Origin of the sequence: Gilliamella sp. Nev3-1 (assembly GCF_001690435.1) — a bacterium.
GTDB lineage: Bacteria > Pseudomonadota > Gammaproteobacteria > Enterobacterales > Orbaceae > Gilliamella > Gilliamella apicola_C.
The window spans coordinates 1-19,642 of the sequence record NZ_LZHN01000045.1; the positions used below are offsets into that span (position 1 = coordinate 1).

The 19,642-nt window shown below is 34.3% G+C and carries 22 protein-coding genes; 14 read left to right on the forward strand and 8 right to left on the reverse strand.

All coding sequences use genetic code 11. The features are described 5' to 3' along the window. Positions 1-368: 368 nt before the first annotated feature. Positions 369-1,313, reverse strand: a complete 945-nt coding sequence (locus tag A9G40_RS07590) for a type IV pilus twitching motility protein PilT (RefSeq protein ID WP_065582556.1) — start codon at positions 1,311-1,313, stop codon at positions 369-371. 36 nt (positions 1,314-1,349) lie between these two features. On the opposite strand from A9G40_RS07590, the gene A9G40_RS07595 reads away from it, so the two are divergent. Together A9G40_RS07595 and A9G40_RS07600 are read left to right on the forward strand one after the other, a co-directional pair. Then, positions 1,350-2,051 (forward strand): YggS family pyridoxal phosphate-dependent enzyme, encoded by a 702-nt coding sequence (locus A9G40_RS07595; RefSeq protein ID WP_065582557.1) that lies wholly within the window; start codon positions 1,350-1,352, stop codon positions 2,049-2,051. A gap of 36 nt (positions 2,052-2,087) precedes the next feature. Continuing rightward, positions 2,088-2,645, forward strand: a complete 558-nt coding sequence (locus tag A9G40_RS07600; protein WP_065582558.1) for a YggT family protein — start codon at positions 2,088-2,090, stop codon at positions 2,643-2,645. Positions 2,646-2,732: 87 nt separating this feature from the next. Here A9G40_RS07600 and A9G40_RS07605 read toward each other — a convergent pair whose 3' ends face one another. Then, on the reverse strand, positions 2,733-2,987 hold the full coding sequence (locus A9G40_RS07605) for a helix-turn-helix domain-containing protein (protein WP_065582559.1): 255 nt from the start codon (positions 2,985-2,987) through the stop codon (positions 2,733-2,735). A gap of 151 nt (positions 2,988-3,138) precedes the next feature. Here A9G40_RS07605 and A9G40_RS07610 point away from each other — a divergent pair, with 151 nt between their 5' ends. The 8 genes from A9G40_RS07610 to A9G40_RS07645 all read left to right on the forward strand — a co-directional run bounded on the left by A9G40_RS07610 (position 3,139) and on the right by A9G40_RS07645 (position 11,703). Beyond that, on the forward strand, positions 3,139-3,828 hold the full coding sequence (locus A9G40_RS07610; protein ID WP_065582560.1) for a LexA family transcriptional regulator: 690 nt from the start codon (positions 3,139-3,141) through the stop codon (positions 3,826-3,828). A 258-nt stretch (positions 3,829-4,086) separates the two neighbouring features. Beyond that, positions 4,087-5,199: a tRNA 2-thiouridine(34) synthase MnmA gene (gene mnmA / locus A9G40_RS07615; protein WP_065582561.1), complete on the forward strand. Its 1,113-nt coding sequence runs from the start codon at positions 4,087-4,089 to the stop codon at positions 5,197-5,199. Between the two features lie 13 nt (positions 5,200-5,212). Beyond that, positions 5,213-5,851 carry a high frequency lysogenization protein HflD gene (gene hflD / locus A9G40_RS07620; RefSeq protein WP_065567480.1) on the forward strand — a complete coding sequence of 213 codons (639 nt, stop codon included), beginning with the start codon at positions 5,213-5,215 and terminating at the stop codon, positions 5,849-5,851. Between the two features lie 56 nt (positions 5,852-5,907). Continuing rightward, positions 5,908-7,275 (forward strand): adenylosuccinate lyase, encoded by a 1,368-nt coding sequence (gene purB / locus A9G40_RS07625; RefSeq protein ID WP_065582562.1) that lies wholly within the window; start codon positions 5,908-5,910, stop codon positions 7,273-7,275. A gap of 123 nt (positions 7,276-7,398) precedes the next feature. Next, the gene (hemC, locus tag A9G40_RS07630; protein ID WP_065582563.1) at positions 7,399-8,319 is read left to right on the forward strand and encodes a hydroxymethylbilane synthase; all 921 of its coding nucleotides are present in this window, start codon (positions 7,399-7,401) and stop codon (positions 8,317-8,319) included. Continuing rightward, positions 8,316-9,044 carry a uroporphyrinogen-III synthase gene (locus A9G40_RS07635; RefSeq protein ID WP_065582564.1) on the forward strand — a complete coding sequence of 243 codons (729 nt, stop codon included), beginning with the start codon at positions 8,316-8,318 and terminating at the stop codon, positions 9,042-9,044. Before hemC ends, A9G40_RS07635 begins: the two co-directional genes overlap by 4 nt. A gap of 273 nt (positions 9,045-9,317) precedes the next feature. Then, positions 9,318-10,793, forward strand: coding sequence for a uroporphyrinogen-III C-methyltransferase (locus A9G40_RS07640; RefSeq protein WP_065582565.1), 1,476 nt, complete (start codon positions 9,318-9,320; stop codon positions 10,791-10,793). Positions 10,794-10,800: 7 nt separating this feature from the next. Continuing rightward, a complete protein-coding gene (locus tag A9G40_RS07645; RefSeq protein ID WP_081295799.1) occupies positions 10,801-11,703 on the forward strand; it encodes a heme biosynthesis HemY N-terminal domain-containing protein in 903 nt (300 codons plus the stop codon). A gap of 80 nt (positions 11,704-11,783) precedes the next feature. Here A9G40_RS07645 and A9G40_RS07650 read toward each other — a convergent pair whose 3' ends face one another. The 3 genes from A9G40_RS07650 to A9G40_RS15485 all read right to left on the reverse strand — a co-directional run bounded on the left by A9G40_RS07650 (position 11,784) and on the right by A9G40_RS15485 (position 13,652). Continuing rightward, the gene (locus tag A9G40_RS07650) at positions 11,784-12,128 is read right to left on the reverse strand and encodes an AzlD domain-containing protein (protein WP_065582566.1); all 345 of its coding nucleotides are present in this window, start codon (positions 12,126-12,128) and stop codon (positions 11,784-11,786) included. Further along, positions 12,125-12,820 carry an AzlC family ABC transporter permease gene (locus A9G40_RS07655; protein WP_065582567.1) on the reverse strand — a complete coding sequence of 232 codons (696 nt, stop codon included), beginning with the start codon at positions 12,818-12,820 and terminating at the stop codon, positions 12,125-12,127. The genes A9G40_RS07650 and A9G40_RS07655 overlap by 4 nt, the downstream gene beginning before the upstream one ends. A gap of 700 nt (positions 12,821-13,520) precedes the next feature. Continuing rightward, on the reverse strand, positions 13,521-13,652 hold the full coding sequence (locus A9G40_RS15485; protein ID WP_255307301.1) for a hypothetical protein: 132 nt from the start codon (positions 13,650-13,652) through the stop codon (positions 13,521-13,523). Positions 13,653-14,321: 669 nt separating this feature from the next. On the opposite strand from A9G40_RS15485, the gene gmk reads away from it, so the two are divergent. Continuing rightward, positions 14,322-14,954 (forward strand): guanylate kinase, encoded by a 633-nt coding sequence (gmk, locus tag A9G40_RS07665; protein ID WP_065582569.1) that lies wholly within the window; start codon positions 14,322-14,324, stop codon positions 14,952-14,954. 51 nt (positions 14,955-15,005) lie between these two features. Here gmk and gloA read toward each other — a convergent pair whose 3' ends face one another. Further along, positions 15,006-15,413 carry a lactoylglutathione lyase gene (gene gloA, locus A9G40_RS07670; RefSeq protein ID WP_065582570.1) on the reverse strand — a complete coding sequence of 136 codons (408 nt, stop codon included), beginning with the start codon at positions 15,411-15,413 and terminating at the stop codon, positions 15,006-15,008. Positions 15,414-15,612: 199 nt separating this feature from the next. Then, positions 15,613-16,113 carry a glycine zipper 2TM domain-containing protein gene (locus A9G40_RS07675; protein ID WP_065582585.1) on the reverse strand — a complete coding sequence of 167 codons (501 nt, stop codon included), beginning with the start codon at positions 16,111-16,113 and terminating at the stop codon, positions 15,613-15,615. Between the two features lie 166 nt (positions 16,114-16,279). Between A9G40_RS07675 and A9G40_RS07680 the strand changes: the two genes are divergently transcribed. The 3 genes from A9G40_RS07680 to pgm all read left to right on the forward strand — a co-directional run bounded on the left by A9G40_RS07680 (position 16,280) and on the right by pgm (position 18,732). Further along, positions 16,280-16,465 (forward strand): hypothetical protein, encoded by a 186-nt coding sequence (locus tag A9G40_RS07680; protein WP_065582571.1) that lies wholly within the window; start codon positions 16,280-16,282, stop codon positions 16,463-16,465. A 22-nt stretch (positions 16,466-16,487) separates the two neighbouring features. Beyond that, on the forward strand, positions 16,488-16,991 hold the full coding sequence (locus A9G40_RS07685; RefSeq protein ID WP_065572379.1) for a hypothetical protein: 504 nt from the start codon (positions 16,488-16,490) through the stop codon (positions 16,989-16,991). A 103-nt stretch (positions 16,992-17,094) separates the two neighbouring features. After that, positions 17,095-18,732, forward strand: coding sequence for a phosphoglucomutase (alpha-D-glucose-1,6-bisphosphate-dependent) (gene pgm, locus A9G40_RS07690; RefSeq protein ID WP_065582572.1), 1,638 nt, complete (start codon positions 17,095-17,097; stop codon positions 18,730-18,732). 237 nt (positions 18,733-18,969) lie between these two features. Here pgm and A9G40_RS07695 read toward each other — a convergent pair whose 3' ends face one another. Then, positions 18,970-19,521 carry a cysteine hydrolase family protein gene (locus tag A9G40_RS07695; RefSeq protein WP_065582573.1) on the reverse strand — a complete coding sequence of 184 codons (552 nt, stop codon included), beginning with the start codon at positions 19,519-19,521 and terminating at the stop codon, positions 18,970-18,972. Between the last annotated feature and the right edge of the window lie 121 nt (positions 19,522-19,642).

Genomic DNA, 19,642 nt, shown 5'->3' on the forward strand with positions numbered 1-19,642 from the left:
GCCTGTGTGCCTGTGTGCCTGTGTGCCTGTGTGCCTGTGTGCCTGTGTGCCTGTGTGCCTGTGTGCCTGTGTGCCTGTGTGCCTGTACTAACATTATATCATTTTCCTTCCATTTTTCAAGTTACAGCTTCCTAACAAATTAAATTTATTTAATAAATTTAATTTGTTAGCTAATTTTATAATACCTAGACTAGGTGAATCGCTTTCATAAATAGAATATATAAGAATCGCTCAATTATAACTAAAAAGCACACAGTTAAAAAATAAAAAAAACTATTTTTTGTAAAGATTTGTAAAGATCTACTTTTATTTATTCGTTGTTATCATTCAAAAATTAGATTGGCATAGAACTGTATAATAGCTAATCACTAATTATCAGCCATAATTTGCATGCCATACTGTTGCCCGGTCTGCATAATCGAAAAAATTTGTTTAATTTTTCCTTCACTAATCAAATTACTAATAGCTGGCGTATTGATTAGAATTTCAAACAACGCTTTACGTCCTTGTTCGGTAGGCACTAGTTTTTGGCTTATAACAGCTCTTAAACTGTTAGCTAATTGTGTACGGATAAAATCATGTGAGTTGCTTTCAAATACATCAATCATACGATTTATGCTTTGAATAGCAGAATTTGTATGCAAAGTAGCAAAAACTAAATGACCAGTTTCAGCGACAGTTAATGCTGCTTGAATTGCGTGTTTATTGCGTAATTCACCTAATAATATAATATCAGGATCTTGCCTTAAAATACTATCAATAATGGCATGATCAAAATAAGTAAGTTCTCTTTGCTGAACTAATGAATTTTGACTTTGATAGATAAATTCAATAGGATCCTCTAGTGTAATAATGTGCTTAGATTGGGTCAAATTGATGTGCTGAATTAATGATGCAAGCGTGGTTGATTTACCACTTCCGGTCGAACCAGTAACTAATATTATACCTGTTTCGTACTTTATTAGTTTCTTAAAAACCTCTGGTGCGCCTATCTCAGATAGATCGGGAATATAGTTTTTAATTATTCGAAATACAGCCGAAATGCCTCGTTGTTGATAAAAAATATTGACCCTAAATCGACCTATTCCAGCAGCTTGATAGGCCAAATCGATTTGTCTATTTTGTTGTAATTGTTTTTTTTGCACTTCGTTTAGTAACTTTAATAATTCAATTTCCAAATTTAATGATAACAATTTTTCTTTTGATAAAAGCTGAAGTTGCCCATTAATGCGAATTCGTACAGCTTCGCCACTTGAAAGATGCAAATCTGAAGCATTTTGCGTTACACTAAGCGCTAATATCGAGTTTAACATTACAATTAACCTAATAATTATTAATTGGGAATAAAAATGAATACAATACATGACAATTTATTGGCTATTAGAAATGAAATTGAAACAATTGCATCAAAATGCAAACGAGATCCCAATACAATAGAACTTATTGCAGTTAGTAAAACTAAACCAGTACAACAGATCACAGAAGCAATAAGTGCTGGACAATTTTCTTTTGGTGAAAATTATGTTCAAGAAGGCATAGAAAAGATCCAATATTTCAAAAAAACTATGTCATCCCAACTTTTAACTTGGCATTTTATTGGGCCTTTACAGTCGAATAAAAGTAAATTAGTGGCAGAAAATTTTGACTGGATGCATACCATTGATCGCTTTAAAATTGCTCAACGTTTAAATGATCAGCGTCCTACATCCATGGCTAAATTAAATGTACTAATTCAAGTCAATATTAGCCAAGAAGCCAGTAAGTCAGGAGTTGCTCCTGAAGAAGTTGCGGGTTTAGTAAAACAAATTATTGTGCTACCCAATCTAAATTTACGCGGATTAATGGCCATTCCTGAAATAGAAGATGATTTTGGCAAACAATTAAATGTCTTTACCAAAATGCAGAAACTTTTGCATTCTTTACAAGCTGATTATCCATTTATGGACACATTATCCATGGGCATGAGTAGCGACATGCAAGCTGCGATTGTTGCAGGTAGCACGATGGTTCGTATTGGTACTGCTATCTTTGGGGCAAGACAGTATTTGTGATATATTGCCAAAATATATTTAGTTAAGGAGTTTTAAATGACATCACTTTATTTTTTAGGGAAATCGGTCTTAACGGCATGTTTATATATTTTAATTTTACGCTTATGGATGCAACGGGTACGTGTAAATTTCTATACCCCTTTTACCCAATTTATTGTTCGCATTACTCAACCCGTTATTGGCCCATTACGTAAAGCTATTCCATCAATTGGACGTATAGATACCGCTACTTGGTTGCTGTTATACCTATTTGCATTGATTAAAACTATTTTTATTTGTCATTATGGAATAATTAACACGCCAATTTGGTCTAGTGAATATCTTCTCTATGCTCTTGCAGCAATAGCTCATGCGTTTGGATATTTATTATTTTGGCTATTGTTATTTCGAGCAGTTTTAAGTTGGGTTAGTCGCGGGCAATCAAATGCAGATGAGCTTCTTGCTCAGTTAACGGAACCTTTTATTGCACCTATACGACGTATTGTGCCACCGATTGGTATGATTGATATTTCATTTATGATTTTTGTGTTTATTCTGATGTTTTTAAATATGTTCGCTGTCGATATTTTTGGCTATTTGTGGTTATTACTTTAAAACAAAATAAAAGGGAGCAATAGCTCCCTCAGATTATTTGTAAACCTCAATATAATTCACAGTATATTTTGCAAAAAAACAAAATAATCACATTTTAGTATTTTTTATATTTATATTATTTTGACCTTTTGATTGATAACGTGATGGCCAAATTTTTTCAACAGGAACTTGCAAATATTCAGAAATAATTCGCTCGTATTTAGGGCAATGTCGATATAATGCATTTCTCAAAGTATCGGCCTGCAATCCGCTAGCTCTCGACAATGCTCTTAAATTACCCCCTCTTATTTTAATTTCACCTACAACTCTAGATGGTGTCCAGTCTTGATCTTGTCCTCTCATTATGAGATCCTCTATTAGTTAAATTTTTGCTATTGTAAAGATTATCGGTATTACAATGCTCAAAATATAAGAAATCACCTAGCAAAGAATAGCACATAAAAAAATGAATTAAAATAACAAAAACAAAAAAACACATGGAAAGGGACATAAAATGGCCAAAAACAACATAAAAAAACAATATGAAAAAGAAAAAACACGAGCACTAACCGATACAGGAGTAATTAATTTTAGAAATAGATTAAATCTAGTATTAGAAGGTATATCAGGTAATGCCTTTGCTAAAAAAGTTGGTATGTCGGAAGCTGTAATACGGGATTACCTGTCAGGGAAAACCTATCCAGCATTAAATAGACTAGCTATTATTGCCCAAAAATGCGATATTCCGATTGAGTGGCTAGTAACAGGTAAAGGTGAATGCCGTTTATTGCCAGAATCCGAACGTCGCAGTTTTGTGCATATCCCATTTCACCATTTAAACGAAACGAATAAATCTTATTCAAAAATTGAATCAATTCCTTTTGATATTAACTTAATAAAACATCAATGCTGTGACTACGAAGACTTAGCTGCGGTATGGGCAAAAGGTGACAGTATGGAACCTACAATATCAAACCATGATATTCTTATTATCAACAAAACCTATTGCAAACCGATTGATGGCTACTTATATGCGGTAGAATATGAGGATCAAATTAGTATTAAGCGCATTCAAAATCAAGGTGCTAATTTAGCGTTACTTTGTGACAACCCTAAGTACCCTGCAATCATTGGTGATAAATCTGAATCTCAAGACTTTAAAATTATAGGTCTTGTTGTTTACTTATTGAAAGATCTTAACTAACTCTAATTAAGTATCTAAATAAAAACAGCTTTATGAATTTGAACTAATAAGGCTGTTTTAATTCCTTGTGATATCGTTTTTTTCCGTGGATGATAAAATATCAAAACTTTCAGAAAAAATGCGGTTTAGTACAATATTAACGCAAAAACCAAACTAACATGACAATCGCTATTAGCATAACTTTATGCTTTTTTCCTCTAGTTATGTTAAAATTAACATCAAATTTTTTTATTAATTTTACCTATTAATATAATCATTATGCCAAATATAAACACTCAAAAAAAAGTCGTTGTCGGTATGTCTGGTGGTGTTGACTCTTCTGTCTCTGCTTATTTATTACAACAACAAGGATATAATGTTGTTGGACTATTTATGAAAAACTGGGAAGAGGACGACACAGAAGAATATTGCTCAGCCGCTGCTGACTTAGCAGACGCCCAAGCTGTTTGTGATAAATTAAACATTAAACTACATACTATTAATTTTTCTGCCGAGTATTGGGATAATGTTTTTGAACATTTTTTATCTGAATACAAAGCAGGACGCACACCAAACCCTGATATTTTATGTAATAAAGAAATTAAATTTAAAGCATTTCTTGAATACGCAGCTGAAGATCTTGGTGCTGATTACATTGCAACTGGACATTATGTACGCAAACGAGAAGTAGATAATAAAGTTGAGTTACTGCGAGGTATCGACAACAATAAAGACCAGAGTTATTTTCTCTATACTCTTAGTGAATCGCAAATCCATCAAAGTTTATTTCCCGTTGGTGAACTTGAAAAACCTGAAGTGCGTAAAATTGCACAGCAACTTGGTCTAGTTACTGCAACTAAAAAAGACTCAACTGGTATCTGTTTTATTGGAGAACGCAAATTTAGTGACTTTTTAGCACGATATTTACCCGCTCAAGCAGGTAAAATTCGTACTGTCAATGGCGAGGTGATTGGTCAGCATCAAGGCCTTATGTATCATACGTTAGGACAACGAAAAGGCTTAGGAATTGGTGGACTGAAACAGGCAGATGACACGCCATGGTATGTTGTTGATAAAGATCTAACCAATAACGAATTGATTGTAGCGCAAGGTCATGATCACCCCGCACTGTTTTCAAATGGGTTAACTGCGCAGCAACTACATTGGGTTGACCGTAAAGTGGTAACCCAGCCATTTAGTTGTACCGTAAAAACACGCTACCGCCAACAAGACATAGCCTGCCAAGTTACTCCATTAACTGATGACAAAATCGAAGTTATTTTTGATAGCCCTGTTGCAGCTGTAACGCCAGGTCAATCAGCAGTATTTTATAACGGCGAGGTGTGCCTTGGTGGTGGTATTATAGAAGAACGAATAAAAGGCAGTAAGTAAGGAGTTCTAAAAAGTGAATAATAAATACCATCATATTGCTATTGCGCTTGCTGGTGCTGTACAAAGCGCAATATTAGTGCCTCAACTTGCTAACACTGGTGTTTGCAGTACCATAATTTATGAACAAGCAATAAAAAGCGTTTTTAAAATTACTCCAAAGACTACAGACGATGTTTATGATGGCATTGAAAACATCAAAACAGGATTACAAACATTAATACAACTATTATCATCGGGACAAAAAGAACAAACCCAAATTATTCGTTACCTGTTTGGCACACTTAGCATTACAAGCAAACTACTAAAAAATAATGACGCATTAGATAAGATAGATCAGCGATTAAAACGTATATCATCACTTTATCCCGATATAAGTGATGAAATTGTTAGAGCTCATATTGATGACCTATCTTATTCTTTAGCGGGAATTTATTCCGATATCATCAGCCCTATATCAACTAAAATTAAAGTGATTGGCAAAGTCGAGTTTTTGCAAAACACATTAGTGCAAGCTAAAGTAAGAACAGCACTTTTGGGTTGTGTTCGATCCGCCATTTTATGGTATCAAGTTGGTGGCAATCGTTTTCAACTTATTTTTAACCGCAAGCGCATTTGTAGCGCTGCACAGCAGCTATTAGAGCAAATTAATTGAGCAAACTAGCTTACACTTTATAACTGATATTTCAAAATAGCAACGGAGTTAAACCGATGGAATTATCTGCACTTACAGCCCTTTCTCCTATTGATGGGCGTTATGGCGAAAAAACAAGAGAATTACGCACCATTTTTAGCGAATATGGTTTATTAAAATACCGTGTCCAAGTCGAGATTTGTTGGCTAAAAAAATTAGCCTCACAAGCAGATATTTTAGAAATTCCAGCCTTAAGCCAATCAGCTATCAATCATCTGAACCAAATTATTGAACAATTTAGTGAACAAGATGCAAATCGCATTAAAAAAATTGAAAAAACAACCAATCATGATGTCAAAGCGGTGGAGTATTATTTAAAAGAAAAGGTCAGCACTAACGAGGAATTACACGCAATCAATGAATTTATTCATTTTGCCTGCACATCAGAAGACATTAACAACTTATCTTATGCATTAATGCTAAAAACAGCTAAAGAGTCTGTCTTAATTCCCTATTGGAATAAGCTAATTGATAACATTACCGCACAAGCAAAAGCTTATCGGGACTTACCACTACTTTCAAGAACACACGGTCAACCAGCTACACCCACAACAATCGGTAAAGAATTTGCCAATGTAGCTTACCGCCTAAAACGCCAATTAAAACAGTTACAATCGGTTGAAATATTGGGGAAAATTAACGGAGCGACAGGCAACTATAATGCACATATTGTGGCTTATCCACAAGTAAATTGGCATAAATTCAGTGAAGATTTTGTTTACTCACTAGGGCTAACATGGAATCCTTATACCACACAAATCGAACCTCATGACTATATTGCAGAATTCTTTGATTGTGTAGCACGCTTTAATACCATTCTAATCGACTTTGATCGTGATATTTGGGGCTATATTGCATTAAATCACTTCAAGCAAAAGACTATTGCAGGTGAAATAGGCTCTTCTACAATGCCACATAAAGTTAACCCGATTGACTTTGAAAACTCAGAGGGCAACTTAGGGCTTGCCAATGCTATCATAAAACATTTAGGCAGCAAATTGCCAATTTCTCGCTGGCAACGCGATCTAACTGACTCAACAGTCTTACGTAATCTTGGAGTTGGCATTGGTTATGCCATTATCGCTTACCAATCAACTTTAAAAGGATTAAATAAACTTGAAGTCAACGAGGCTTATTTACTTGAAGAGCTTAACTGTAATTGGGAAGTGCTTGCCGAGCCTATTCAAACAGTTATGCGTCGTTATGGAATAGAAAAACCCTACGAAAAATTAAAAGAATTAACTAGAGGGAAACGTGTTGATGCACAAGACATTAAACTGTTTATCGACTCTTTAGCTTTGCCCGAAGCTGAAAAAATACGATTAAAACAGCTAACCCCTGCTAACTATATCGGTTACGCAACGAGTTTTGTTGACAAACTATAATAATAACCGCTTAAATTTAATAAATAGCCTGAAACGAACTACTGCAAACCTTTCAGGCTGTAAAATAAACTCATTAATTGAGTCAAATAAAAGTATATAATTTGTAGAGATAGGAAACTGTAATTGAATATTCGCATTGCAACACGAAAAAGCCCTCTAGCTCTATGGCAAGCTAATTTTGTTAAGCAACAGCTATTAGCTGCTCACCCAAATTTAACGGTGGATTTGCTCCCTATGACAACTAAAGGTGATGTATTACTTGATAGCCCACTATCAAAAATTGGAGGAAAAGGCCTTTTTGTTAAACAACTAGAACAAGCAATATTAAATAATGAGGCAGATATTGCTGTCCACTCGATAAAAGATATTCCGGCTGAGTTTCCCGAAGGGCTAGCTCTCACGACAATTTGCAAACGAGATGATGTACGTGATGCGTTTATTTCAAATAAATATTCAAACCTAGATGAACTACCCAATAATGCAGTGGTTGGCACATCAAGTTTACGACGTCAATGTCAATTGCGAGCTAAATATCCACATTTACAAATTAAAGAACTTCGAGGTAATGTCGGCACTCGTTTAGCGAAGCTCGACAATAATGAGTATGATGCAATTATTTTAGCTGCAGTTGGCTTAAAACGGTTGGCATTAGATGGCAGAATCAAACAATATATTGATACCAGCTTAATTTTACCTGCTGTTGGACAGGGTGCGATTGGCATTGAAACAAGAATAAATGACAAGCAAATATTAGATATTCTTTCAGTGCTTGATGATAAAAATAGCCACATTTGTATCCAAGCTGAAAGAGCGATGAATAAAGCCTTACAAGGTGGTTGCCAAGTCCCCATTGCTTGCTATAGTCAATTAAATAATAATACCTTATTATTAGAGGGCCTTGTTGGATGCATTGATGGTTCTAACATAATCAAAGCCTCGTTAAAAGGTAGTTTAACCGAAGCAGAAAGGCTAGGACAAGAGCTAGCAAATTGCCTGCTAAAACAAGGTGCAAAAACAATATTACAGGAATTACATCAAAAATGATTTTTGTAACCAGACCCTCTCCAGAGGGTGAAAAGCTTGCCCAACTATTTAATCAAGCAAACTTGCCAGCGCAACATCTCCCATTTTTTAAAATCTCACAAGGAAATGGGCTTCTAAATTTACAAGAACAATTCAATAATCTTGTACCCAACGATATAGTCATTGTTGTTTCACCGCAAGTTACGCATGTTATTAATGCACATTTTTCAAATCTAATATTGCCAGCTAACATTCGTTATTACGCAATAGGCAAAAAGTCAGCACAATTATTCAGCCAATTCACTACAGCTAAAATCAACTATCCCGAAAAAGAAAATAGCGAAGGGTTATTGGAAAAACTTCAACAAGAATCTGTACAGAACCATACCATTTTAATTTTATGTGGCAATTCGGGACGGCAATTATTAGCACAAACATTAACAAATCGAAAAGCTAAGGTTAAATCTATAGCGTGTTATGATCGCAGGCCAATCAACTATCCATCTAATATATTCTCTAGAAATACTGAAAATCAAATCATCATTATTACCAGTCTAGAACACTTAATTCGGCTTGAGTTATATAGCAATCTTAAACATAAAATGCATGTTAATCTTGTTGTCACAAGCCAACGAATCTTTGCAAAAGCCAAACAACTCAAATGGCAAAAAATTCTACTAGTCAATAGTGCAAATAATCAAAATCTGTTTGAGGCTGTAACAATAAACCATGCTATAACTACATAATAAAAATAGATTAATGCGATGTTCATATGCGACGTAAAGCCATTAGAGGTGCAAGGTGAATGATCAATAGATACTGAGAAAAATGGTACTCGACTTCGAGCAGGCTGTTGTTAATCTAAAAATAAAATCAAGTCAATTTAATAATAAACAAGCTACTTAAAAATAGTATATGATATTTTTCAATAAAAGAATAATCAAAATTTATTTAAAACTAGATTAACTCTGTGTCATAATGCCAATATAAATTTCTAATAAATCTAAATGAGGTCATTTATGTCACCAAGATACTATGGCGCCAATGCAACACTATCAACAATAAGCACAACTTCATTTAGTCAACCATCAACAACTGCGACTCAAAATAAAGCAAATAAGACTATGAAAGAAGACAAAAGAAATTCAACAGACCCACAACCTTACCCACCTGTAGAATCTAAGGCTCAACCCAAGTCAATTAATAACAACAACGCCAACAGTAGCTGTGCTCCTACTTCAAAGCTATCGATAATTGCTATAGCATTAACCGTTTGCTTAAGTGGTTTTGGTTTTTATTATGGTCATCAGCAAATTAAGCAGCAAAAAAAGGTCATTTCGACATTGCAAACTGAATTGGCAAATTTAAAACAAACAACAAAACAAAGCATCACAACTGATTTACAAGATAGTATTAACGATGCAATCAATAAGCAAAACCAACAATTTAACTCGTTAGAACAGCGTGTTGAGCGTGAACTTGGCGATCAGCAAGAAAAGCAACAGCAATTAAGCAATCAATTTAATGATTCATTAAAACTTACTGAACAAAACTTGCAAAAAATTAATGAACGCTTAGCTGCTATGTCCACCACCGATCACAATGTTTGGTTAATTTCACAAGCAAATTATTTAGTACATTTAGCAGGTCGTAAAATATGGAATGACCAAGATTACACATCAGCACGATTACTACTAAAAAGTGCAGATCAAAGCCTTGTACAAGCTGAGGATTCGAGCTTACTACCTGCAAGGCAAGCTATTGATAAAGATATCAATTCGCTCGCTCAAGTAAGTTTTATTGATACTGATGGTATTATTATTAACTTAATTGGTCTGTCAGAATCACTTACCGAATTACCTTTAGTTGGCAATTATAAAGATATTGACCTTGGTATGACGCTATATAGCGAAGATACTACAAATGTAAACAACTATAATAGTAAATCCCAAAATGTTGATACCACAAGCAATACTGTACAGGCGAATTCCAATAATGTAGTTGATAACAATAATAATGAGTTATCATCATCAATTAGTGAGTGGTCCAGCAATTTGTTAAGCAGTGCTAAGACCTTTATGGATAAATTCATTACTATTGAAAAACTTGACGATAAAGATAACAATTTTAAAGCATGCTTAGAACAAGCTGGCAAAGATGAAAAACAAATCACAAAATGCCAAATTTTAAAAGCACCACTGAGTTTAGAACAATCACTCTACCTGCGAGAAAATATTCGTTTCCGCCTATTGATTGCAGCACAAGCAGTACCAAGACATCAAGAACTTATTTACCAACGAGCACTTAGCGATGCAGCTATTTGGGTTAATGCCTATTTTGATGGTAATGCGCCAAGCGTGAAAGCATTCATTAATGAACTTGAAAGCTTACAAAATCAATCTATCAGTAATCAAAATGTCCCTGAAGACCTAGCTAGCATCGGCGAGCTTGAAAAACTGATGCAAACCCGTGTTCGTTCAATGTTAGCAAAATAGGAGAATAATGATGATAAAAATACTAATTATTTTCTTAGTGCTAGTCGGTGGATTGTTTCTTGGGCCATTATTACAAGGGCAGCAAGGCTCAGCGGTATTTGAATTTGCTAATTATCGTATTAGCATGTCGTTTAATTCATTTATGATATTTGAATTAATTGGGTTGCTTTTCCTTTACCTAATTTATTGTTTTTTTAGTAAAATATTTAGTTCTAAAACGGCATTAGGCAATTGGCTAAGCTTACATTCACCAAAAAAATCAATAAAACGCATTGAACAAGCACAAACCTTATTGCTTGAGGGCGATTATAAGCAAGCTGCTAAACTTTTTGTAAAAAGCGCTAAAGGGGCAAAAAATATCACTTTATCGTATTTACTTGCAGCCCAAGCTCAAATCAATAATAATGAATTAATTGAAGCAAATCAATCTCTTGAGCAAGCTGCTAAAAGTTGCCAATCAAAAGATTTATTTACCTTTCAATTGGTACAGATTCGCTTACAAATAAAAAACCACGAATACACTGCTGCAAGAATGACATTGAATCAACTATTAAACGAAAAACCACGCAATGGTGAAGTGCTTAGACTAGCTGATCAACTTTATTACGAAATGGGCGATTATCAAGCAATCATAGACCTATTGCCAGCAATGTATAAAGCTAAAGCGTATAGCGAATTGCGATTAGATCAGCTTAAACAAACAGCCTATATTGGCCGAATTAAACAACTTTCAGCTAGCGATGATCCTCAAGCGCTAGTAAAATGGTGGCACTCACAACCCCGAGCCATCTTAAATAATATTACTTATCAAAAAGCGGTAGCCGATAGTTTTAATCAATTAGGCCAAACCAATGAGGCAGAAAAGTTATTAAAGTCGATAAATAAGCTAGAACCAAAAGAAAGAACATAAAAGCGCACAAATAAAAAACAGGGCAAATGCCCTGTTTTTTATTTGTGCTTAAAATAGCCTTTATACATCGTAATTAGAAATTAATTATCGAATAACGTAAAATCAAACATAAAGTAACGAATTAACGCCATAAAGCATATACCAGCAACCACAATAAACATTAAATTTTTGGTTACAAAAGCAATAATGACAGTTGGAATTGTTGCTAAGCAATACTCTATATTAAAAGTAGGAAACTGTCCTTGTTTTGCTACAAATAAATTTTGCACAAACAGTGCAGTTAAAATACATAAAGGTACATACGACAAAAACTGAATTACACTATTAGGTAGCTGCAATTTCCGAACCAATAAAAATGGAATAATTCTCGGCAACCAAGTCACTAACCCACAACCGAAAATAATTAATAAGCTATACATTGTCATACATCACGCTCCATTACCATCCCCATAAAACAACCGATAAGCGTACTGATTAAAATAGCCATTTCAGGAGATACAAAGCGCATTAACAAAATAAGCGTAACTGCAACCGTTAGCATTGCTAAAATTCGATTTTTAAAATGCTTACTTTTATCACCAATTAATTGCAAATATAACAAACCAATAAACATGGCTACTAGAGCATAATCTAAACCGAACAGAGCAGGATCGGGTAACCATTCACCAATTAAAGCACCCAATAAGCAAGATAAAATCCAAGTAGTATAAGCGGTTAAGTTAAGTCCATGCATCCAAGCTGCGTTAATAGGCTCTTTATTAGCAATAGCATTCATAGCAACAGCAAAACTTTCGTCAGTCAATAAGCTACCAATACCAATATTATTAAATAGTGAAAACTTGCGAAAAATGGGGGCTGTTGCCATGCTCATTAAGAAATGACGTGAATTAATTAAAAAAGTAGTAAAAATAATGGTCGAAATGGGTGTAGCGACCATCATTAATCCAGCAATAATAAATTGTGCTGCGCCAGCATAAACGATAATAGCCAGCAACGTAATTTCAAATACTGACAAGTTTGCTGATTTGCCCACAATGCCTGCAGCAATACCGATACCGATGTAACCCAATAATGTTGGAATACAGGCATAAACTCCATCTTTAAATGTTAATGACATAACAACCACCTAAAAATAAACATTGTATTATCGTAAATTATCAATAAGCGGGTTGATTTACCCAAAGTATCGGCAGTTTGCTTGAATATAAAAATAAATGCAATGAATTATTAATTGATTTACGATATTTTTGATTTTGCAAAAGCTCACCTATTGTTAGAAATTAAATCAATCAACAATAGGCAAAATAACAATTAAGAATCAATGCCTTATCTATAGTTTATTACTCTAAAATAAAATGCAGTAGCACAATGCAACTACATTTCCTCTGCTTATAATATTTATACCAAGACATTCAAAACCAAAAAGTTAACTATAAAGCCCTACTTTCCATTAACACAAACCGCTCTTGAATATTGAATGCCCTTTATCTGTCCAACATTGGATGTTACTACCCACGGAAAACTACGTTTATTTGGTTCTATTAATTCAGCATAAAATCGTCAACCAAAAACTACTATTTGGGCAATACCCCATCAAATTACTCAACTCAGTAAATAACCTCCCCCAACCTTACGATAATAGTAATTAGGACTAAAATTAGTACCTTTACCCCAATATTTGGGGTATGCGTTAGTTAATTCTGCGCCTAGTGGCAACCTATAACCTATTGAATCGCGATATGCTTGTACTTTTTCTCGTATAAAATACGCTTCAACTTTAGATTTTTTAGTGATATACCATTTATCAATCTTAAAAACTATACACGGTTTTGTTTTTTCCTCGCTGTATAGATAATAAATGTGGTTGGCACAGCACTGACTGCGGTTGCTTTGTTTACATCATGTGTTGGGCCGAATAAATCTATCTTTGGCACACCTTCCTTTGGCACACCTTCAACGTCATCGCTAATAATTAAACTAATACTCGAATTTGCTGGGGTTTTGCTATAGCTTAATTTATCCTATTTTATTTTGGAGCAAATAATTTAAAAAATAGCCCATTGGCTCCACTGCGAGGAAAATTGAAATATGGCTGATTAATATCCTGCAATTTAAACCCTCGTTTTTCTTACCGCCCTATTACCAGATCCTTTTTTCATTTATCATCCCAACGATTTAAATTTTTTCAAGGTTAGGTCTAGTATAAATCTTATCGCCATAACAATACTTATCTTCAATAACTTTAGATTTGATATAATAAACAAACCTACCACCATCTTCCCCTGATTAGGCATACCATAAAGAGTTTGTACGTAAAGAGCACTCGTTGACACGATCAATTTATAAGGAGCTAAGCAAATAGCTAATGTTGGCATAATCAAATCAATGCAATGATTAATTTTTAGCAAAATATTGTTAACTAATATGTTTTAAGCGATTTTTGTAAAATGGCTTTACCTAAATCACATAAAAAAGTAATGATAAGTAATAAAAATTGCACGATCCAATATCAAAAATAGATATAGAACTCTATCTATTTTTTTATTTTGCTATAATATTTACAAAAGCATCTTTGACAATTAAAAAGCATTTATTTATTAAAAGTGATAAACCAATCTATGTATACAGGAACTCTATTTATTGTTTCAGCGCCAAGTGGTGCTGGTAAATCAAGTTTAATTCAAGCTTACCTTTCCCAAAGTAATTTGCACCCAGCCAAAGTATCAATTTCGCATACAACGCGCACCCCTCGCCCTGGTGAAGCACATGGCGAGCATTATTATTTTGTGGATCATGAGCACTTTGAATCATTAATTGCCAAGCAGGCATTTGTTGAATATGCTAACGTTTTTGACCATTATTATGGCACATCTAAAGCCGAAATCGAGCAAAGCCTATCGCAAGGGACTAATGTTTTTTTAGATATTGATTGGCAAGGTGCTAGGCAAGTACGCAAAAAAATGCCTGATGCAAAAAGTATATTTATATTACCACCCTCACTAAAAGAGCTTGAAAATCGGCTAGTAAAGCGTGGGCAAGATGACAATAATATCATTGCCAAACGAATGAAAAAAGCACAGGCTGAAATTTCGCATTATAACGAGTATGACTATGTCATTATCAATGACGATTTTAATATATCGTTAAATGCCTTAAGCGCAATAATTACCACAGCTAGTTTAGAGCAATCAAAACAAACTGTTATCAATAAACAATTATTAGCAGATTTATTGGCAAACCATTCAAATTAAAACATATATGATATCGCCTAAATATCAGTGCGATATCATTGATAGAATAAATTAATGACCTAATCCTCTATCGGCCTGATCGTTTTGAATTAACTCTAACTTATAGCCATCAGGATCTTCAACAAAAGCAATAATAGTTGTGCCCCCTTTAACTGGTCCGGCTTCACGGATAACTTTACCGCCTGCTTGTTTCACGTCATGACACATTTTAGCAACATCATCAACACCAATTGCAATATGACCAAATGCCGAACCATGTTTATATTGATCAGTGCCCCAGTTATAAGTTAACTCAATAACTGAACTGATAGTTTCATCACCATAACCAACAAAAGCTAATGAATATTGATATTCAGTATTTTCACTGGTTCTTAACACACGCATTCCCATTATACGAGTATAAAAATCAATTGAACGTTGTAGATCACCAACGCGGATCATGGTATGTAATATACGCATTACTTTATTGCTCCTTATCACATTAAAATTTGTGGTGAGTTTATACGTTAGTGCTTAGACAGGCAAATATTTGTTGCAGATTAAGAATGTATGATAAAAAATAATCACAAAAAGCGAATAAAATTAACATGTTGCTCACCATAAAGATGAGCAAAATTCAATCGAAAATCACATACAATTTATTAAAAGTTAAAAACTCTTATTTTATTGAATTTTTAAAACTACGAGGTGAAGCGCTAATTTGCTTACCGTTAGTAACTAAACGAACAGGTTGACCAACAAAGAAATCATTAGGAGAACCTTTTTGAACAATAACAATATTTGATCCATTATTCTGTTTAATTTCTAATTCAACCCCTTCAGCTTGACTGGCTTTATTTTGAATTGCATCGCCCAAAATTGCACCACCAATAGCACCTGTAGCAGCGGCTAACACTCGACCAGTGCCATCGCCAATGGTATTGCCTAAAACACCACCTAGAACAGCACCACCTAAACTACCCGCTACGTTTTCACTCTTGCCATTTGACGCATTAGCTTGAATTTTAACTGGTCGTACAGAAACAACTGTACCATAACTCACTTGTTGAACTTGTTTTGCTTGATCAGCCGTATATACATCGCCAGAATAGAGATCACTATTGCTACATCCAGATATAAGTGCAGCTAAAATAGTTAATGTGACGATTTTTTTCATAATTAATTCCTCATGTAATATTCGTATAAACTCGTTATACATTGTTTAGGATAATATTGTTTTTGAAAAACGACAATACCATTTTCATTATTTTATCAATAGCCAATACAATTTATGCCTAAGTTAGGTTATACTCAGCGCAATATTTTATTAAGCATATAATGAATATATGAAACGGTTATTTTTTCAAGTAATATTATCAGTTATGATAACTGCCTGTCATGATGTAAATCAAGCGCCACAAAAAACAGATAGCGCTGCTTTTGAGCAACCATCAGGTGGTTGTTTAGATAATAAAACAGCAAATGATTCACACCTTGGCAAAGTTCCTGCTTTAGGATGTTCCGTAAAATAATTTAATAGGCATATGTAACATAATGAAAACTATCGAAATCGACGAAGAATTATACCAATTTATTGCTGGCCAAACTAAACACATTGGTGAAGACGCATCAAGTATATTACGACGTTTGTTAAATATAAACCAATCTGGATTGGCAAAACAACGAACTAGCGTAAAAAAAGAAAATCATTATCCTCTTTTTAATGATTTATTGACTAGCAGCACTTTTACAAACGAAAAATCTATTATTAGTCGTTTTATATTATTACTTAGTGCATTATATAACTATAATCCAGCACTCTTTGCTATTGCCGCCACCTCATTGCATGGTAGCAAACGACAATATCTCGCAAAAGACAAACTATCACTCGAAACATCAGGTAAAAATACCAAACCTCGCGAAATTACTGGCACACCTTATTGGGTTATTAGTAATACCAATACTGCCAGGAAAATGTATATTATTGAATCGATAATGAGTGACATGGGCATATCCGAAACAATGATAAACCAAGTTACCAACGCTTTTTTACCTTAACAGTTAAATAAAAACACATATAGCGTTAAAAACACGATATAAACTCAATCAATTCATGTTTTTAGCCATTATAAAATATTAGTTTATGAAAGAGGAGTAAAAAATGGCCAAGCAAAGCCGCGCAGGAATGCTAGCGCAAGCATCGGATCTTATTAACGTTGAAGCCTTAAAAAATAACTATTACCAAATCCAACCTGATACGGATAATGCTAGCCAATTAGTCATTTTTGGTACGTCTGGCCATCGTGGCAGTTCCAACAAAGGTACATTTAATGAAGCTCATATATTAGCCGTTGCTCAAGCCATTGCCGAATACCGCAAAGCCAATAACATTACTGGTCCATGCTTTATTGGTCAAGACACCCATGCACTTTCAGAACTTGCATTAAAATCAGTTATTGAAGTTTTTGTTGCTAATGAACAAACTGTGGTCATGGCTCATGATTGGGGCTATACACCAACGCCAGTGATTTCACATGCTATTTTAACCTATAACCAAGACAAACATTCCCAGCTTGCCGATGGCATCGTAATTACGCCATCACATAACCCACCTGAAGATGGCGGAATAAAATATAATCCAACTAATGGTGGTCCTGCAGATACTGATATTACAAAGCAAATAGAAAACCGCGCTAATGAATTACTAAAAAACAAACTAAATGGTGTAAAACGCATCAGCTTAGACAAAGCAATACATTCAAATTATATCCATACGAAAGAATACGAAACCGATTATATTAACGATCTTGAAAATATTCTCGATCTATCTCTCATCAAATCATCATCACTAAAAATTGGTGTTGATCCATTGGGTGGTGCTGGTATCACTTATTGGCCTAGAATTGCCGAAAAATATGGTATTAACTTAAATATTGTTAACAACAACATCGATCCAACATTTAGTTTTATGCACCTAGATCATGATGAAGTGATCAGAATGGACTGCTCAAGCCGTTGGGCAATGGCTGGATTATTAAAATTAAAAGATCAATTTGATTTAGCCTTTGGCAACGACACTGATTTTGATCGGCATGGTATAGTGACCCCTACCGGGCTAATGAACCCAAATGCCTATCTTTCTACATGTGTAAATTACTTGTTCCAAAATCGCCCTCAATGGCATAAAGATATCGCCATTGGTAAAACGCTAGTCACAAGCTCAATGATTGATCGAGTAGCCAATAGCTTAAACAAAAAATACTTAGAATACCCAGTTGGCTTTAAATGGTACGCTGATGGGCTTTACCAAGGCAAACTAGGCTTTGCTGGCGAAGAAAGTGCTGGCGCCTCATTTTTAAGAACTAACGGTAAAGTTTGGACGACCGACAAAGATGGGATTATTTTATGCTTATTAGCGGCCGAAATGACAGCTAAATTGGGTAAAAATCCACAAGAACAATATCAAAAGCTGGAAGAAAAATTTGGTGTTTCTTATTATGGACGAATTCAAGCGCCAGCCTCGTTTAATGAAAAACAAAAACTAGCGAAACTTGATGCTAGTCAATTAACTACCGACAACCTAGCTGGCGAAAAAATTACTCAATGCCTAACGACTGCACCTGCTAATAATGCACCAATTGGCGGGCTTAAAGTGATTACAGAAAACGGTTGGTTTGCCGCTCGCCCTTCAGGAACCGAAGATGCTTACAAAATTTATGCTGAAAGTTTTATAAGCAACGAACATTTAAGTACGCTTCAACAAGAAGCGCAAGAAATTGTGGCAAAAGCAATTAAATAGTTAGCCGAATTTGCAATAAAAAGTAACTGTTAAAGTTGCTTTTTATTTTTAAAGCACAATTTTAATTCCAACTTAACATTTTGATTTTCTAGTAAGAATATTTATTTTCTGATAAAAACCCTTTTATTAGTTTTTTGTTTTTATCAACGCCTAATTTTTCCCAATCGCTTTATGCCTTTTGATATGGTGTAGCATTTTGTGTACATACCTATCAAAAAAGCTAGTTTTACTAATATTTTATTTCATATGAATAAATGCATCAGCACTTATTACTGATGCAAATCCCGTCAATGCCGACATAAAACCATTATGTACCATTTGAGCAGGAAGGATTTGATCATTAAATTCAAGATCTCGCGTTGTGCAAGCATTATGAATTAAAATAGGCTGATAACCTAGTTCGCAAGCGTAGCGGGTAGTTGAATCAACACACATGTGACTCATCATGCCGCAAAGAACTAATTGTTCTATGCTTTCTTGCTGTAATTTTTGTTGTAAATTGGTTTGATAAAAGCTATTGGGAAAATTTTTTTCTATAATATATTCATGTAAATCGTTAACAGGTAATAGGCTAGAGTGAATTTCAGCGCCATTACTTCCTTTAACGAAAAAGTTAGCATTAGGATCAGATTTTGTATGTTGAATATAATAGATGGGTAACTGTTTTAATCTAAAATATTGCTGTAATTTTAGAACATTTTTTAATGTAGATTCGGTATTAACTAAGGCAAATTTACCTTCTGGAAAATAGTCATTTTGGACATCAATAATCACTAATGCCTGTTTCATCTTTTTGCTCCTTTGTTATCTTTCTATTTATAATTATGTAATAATTGAGTAACGCATAACATAGTAGACTGAAAGCCTTTGCTATTATTCGCTTTCAAAATGAAAAAATGGATAAAAAAGA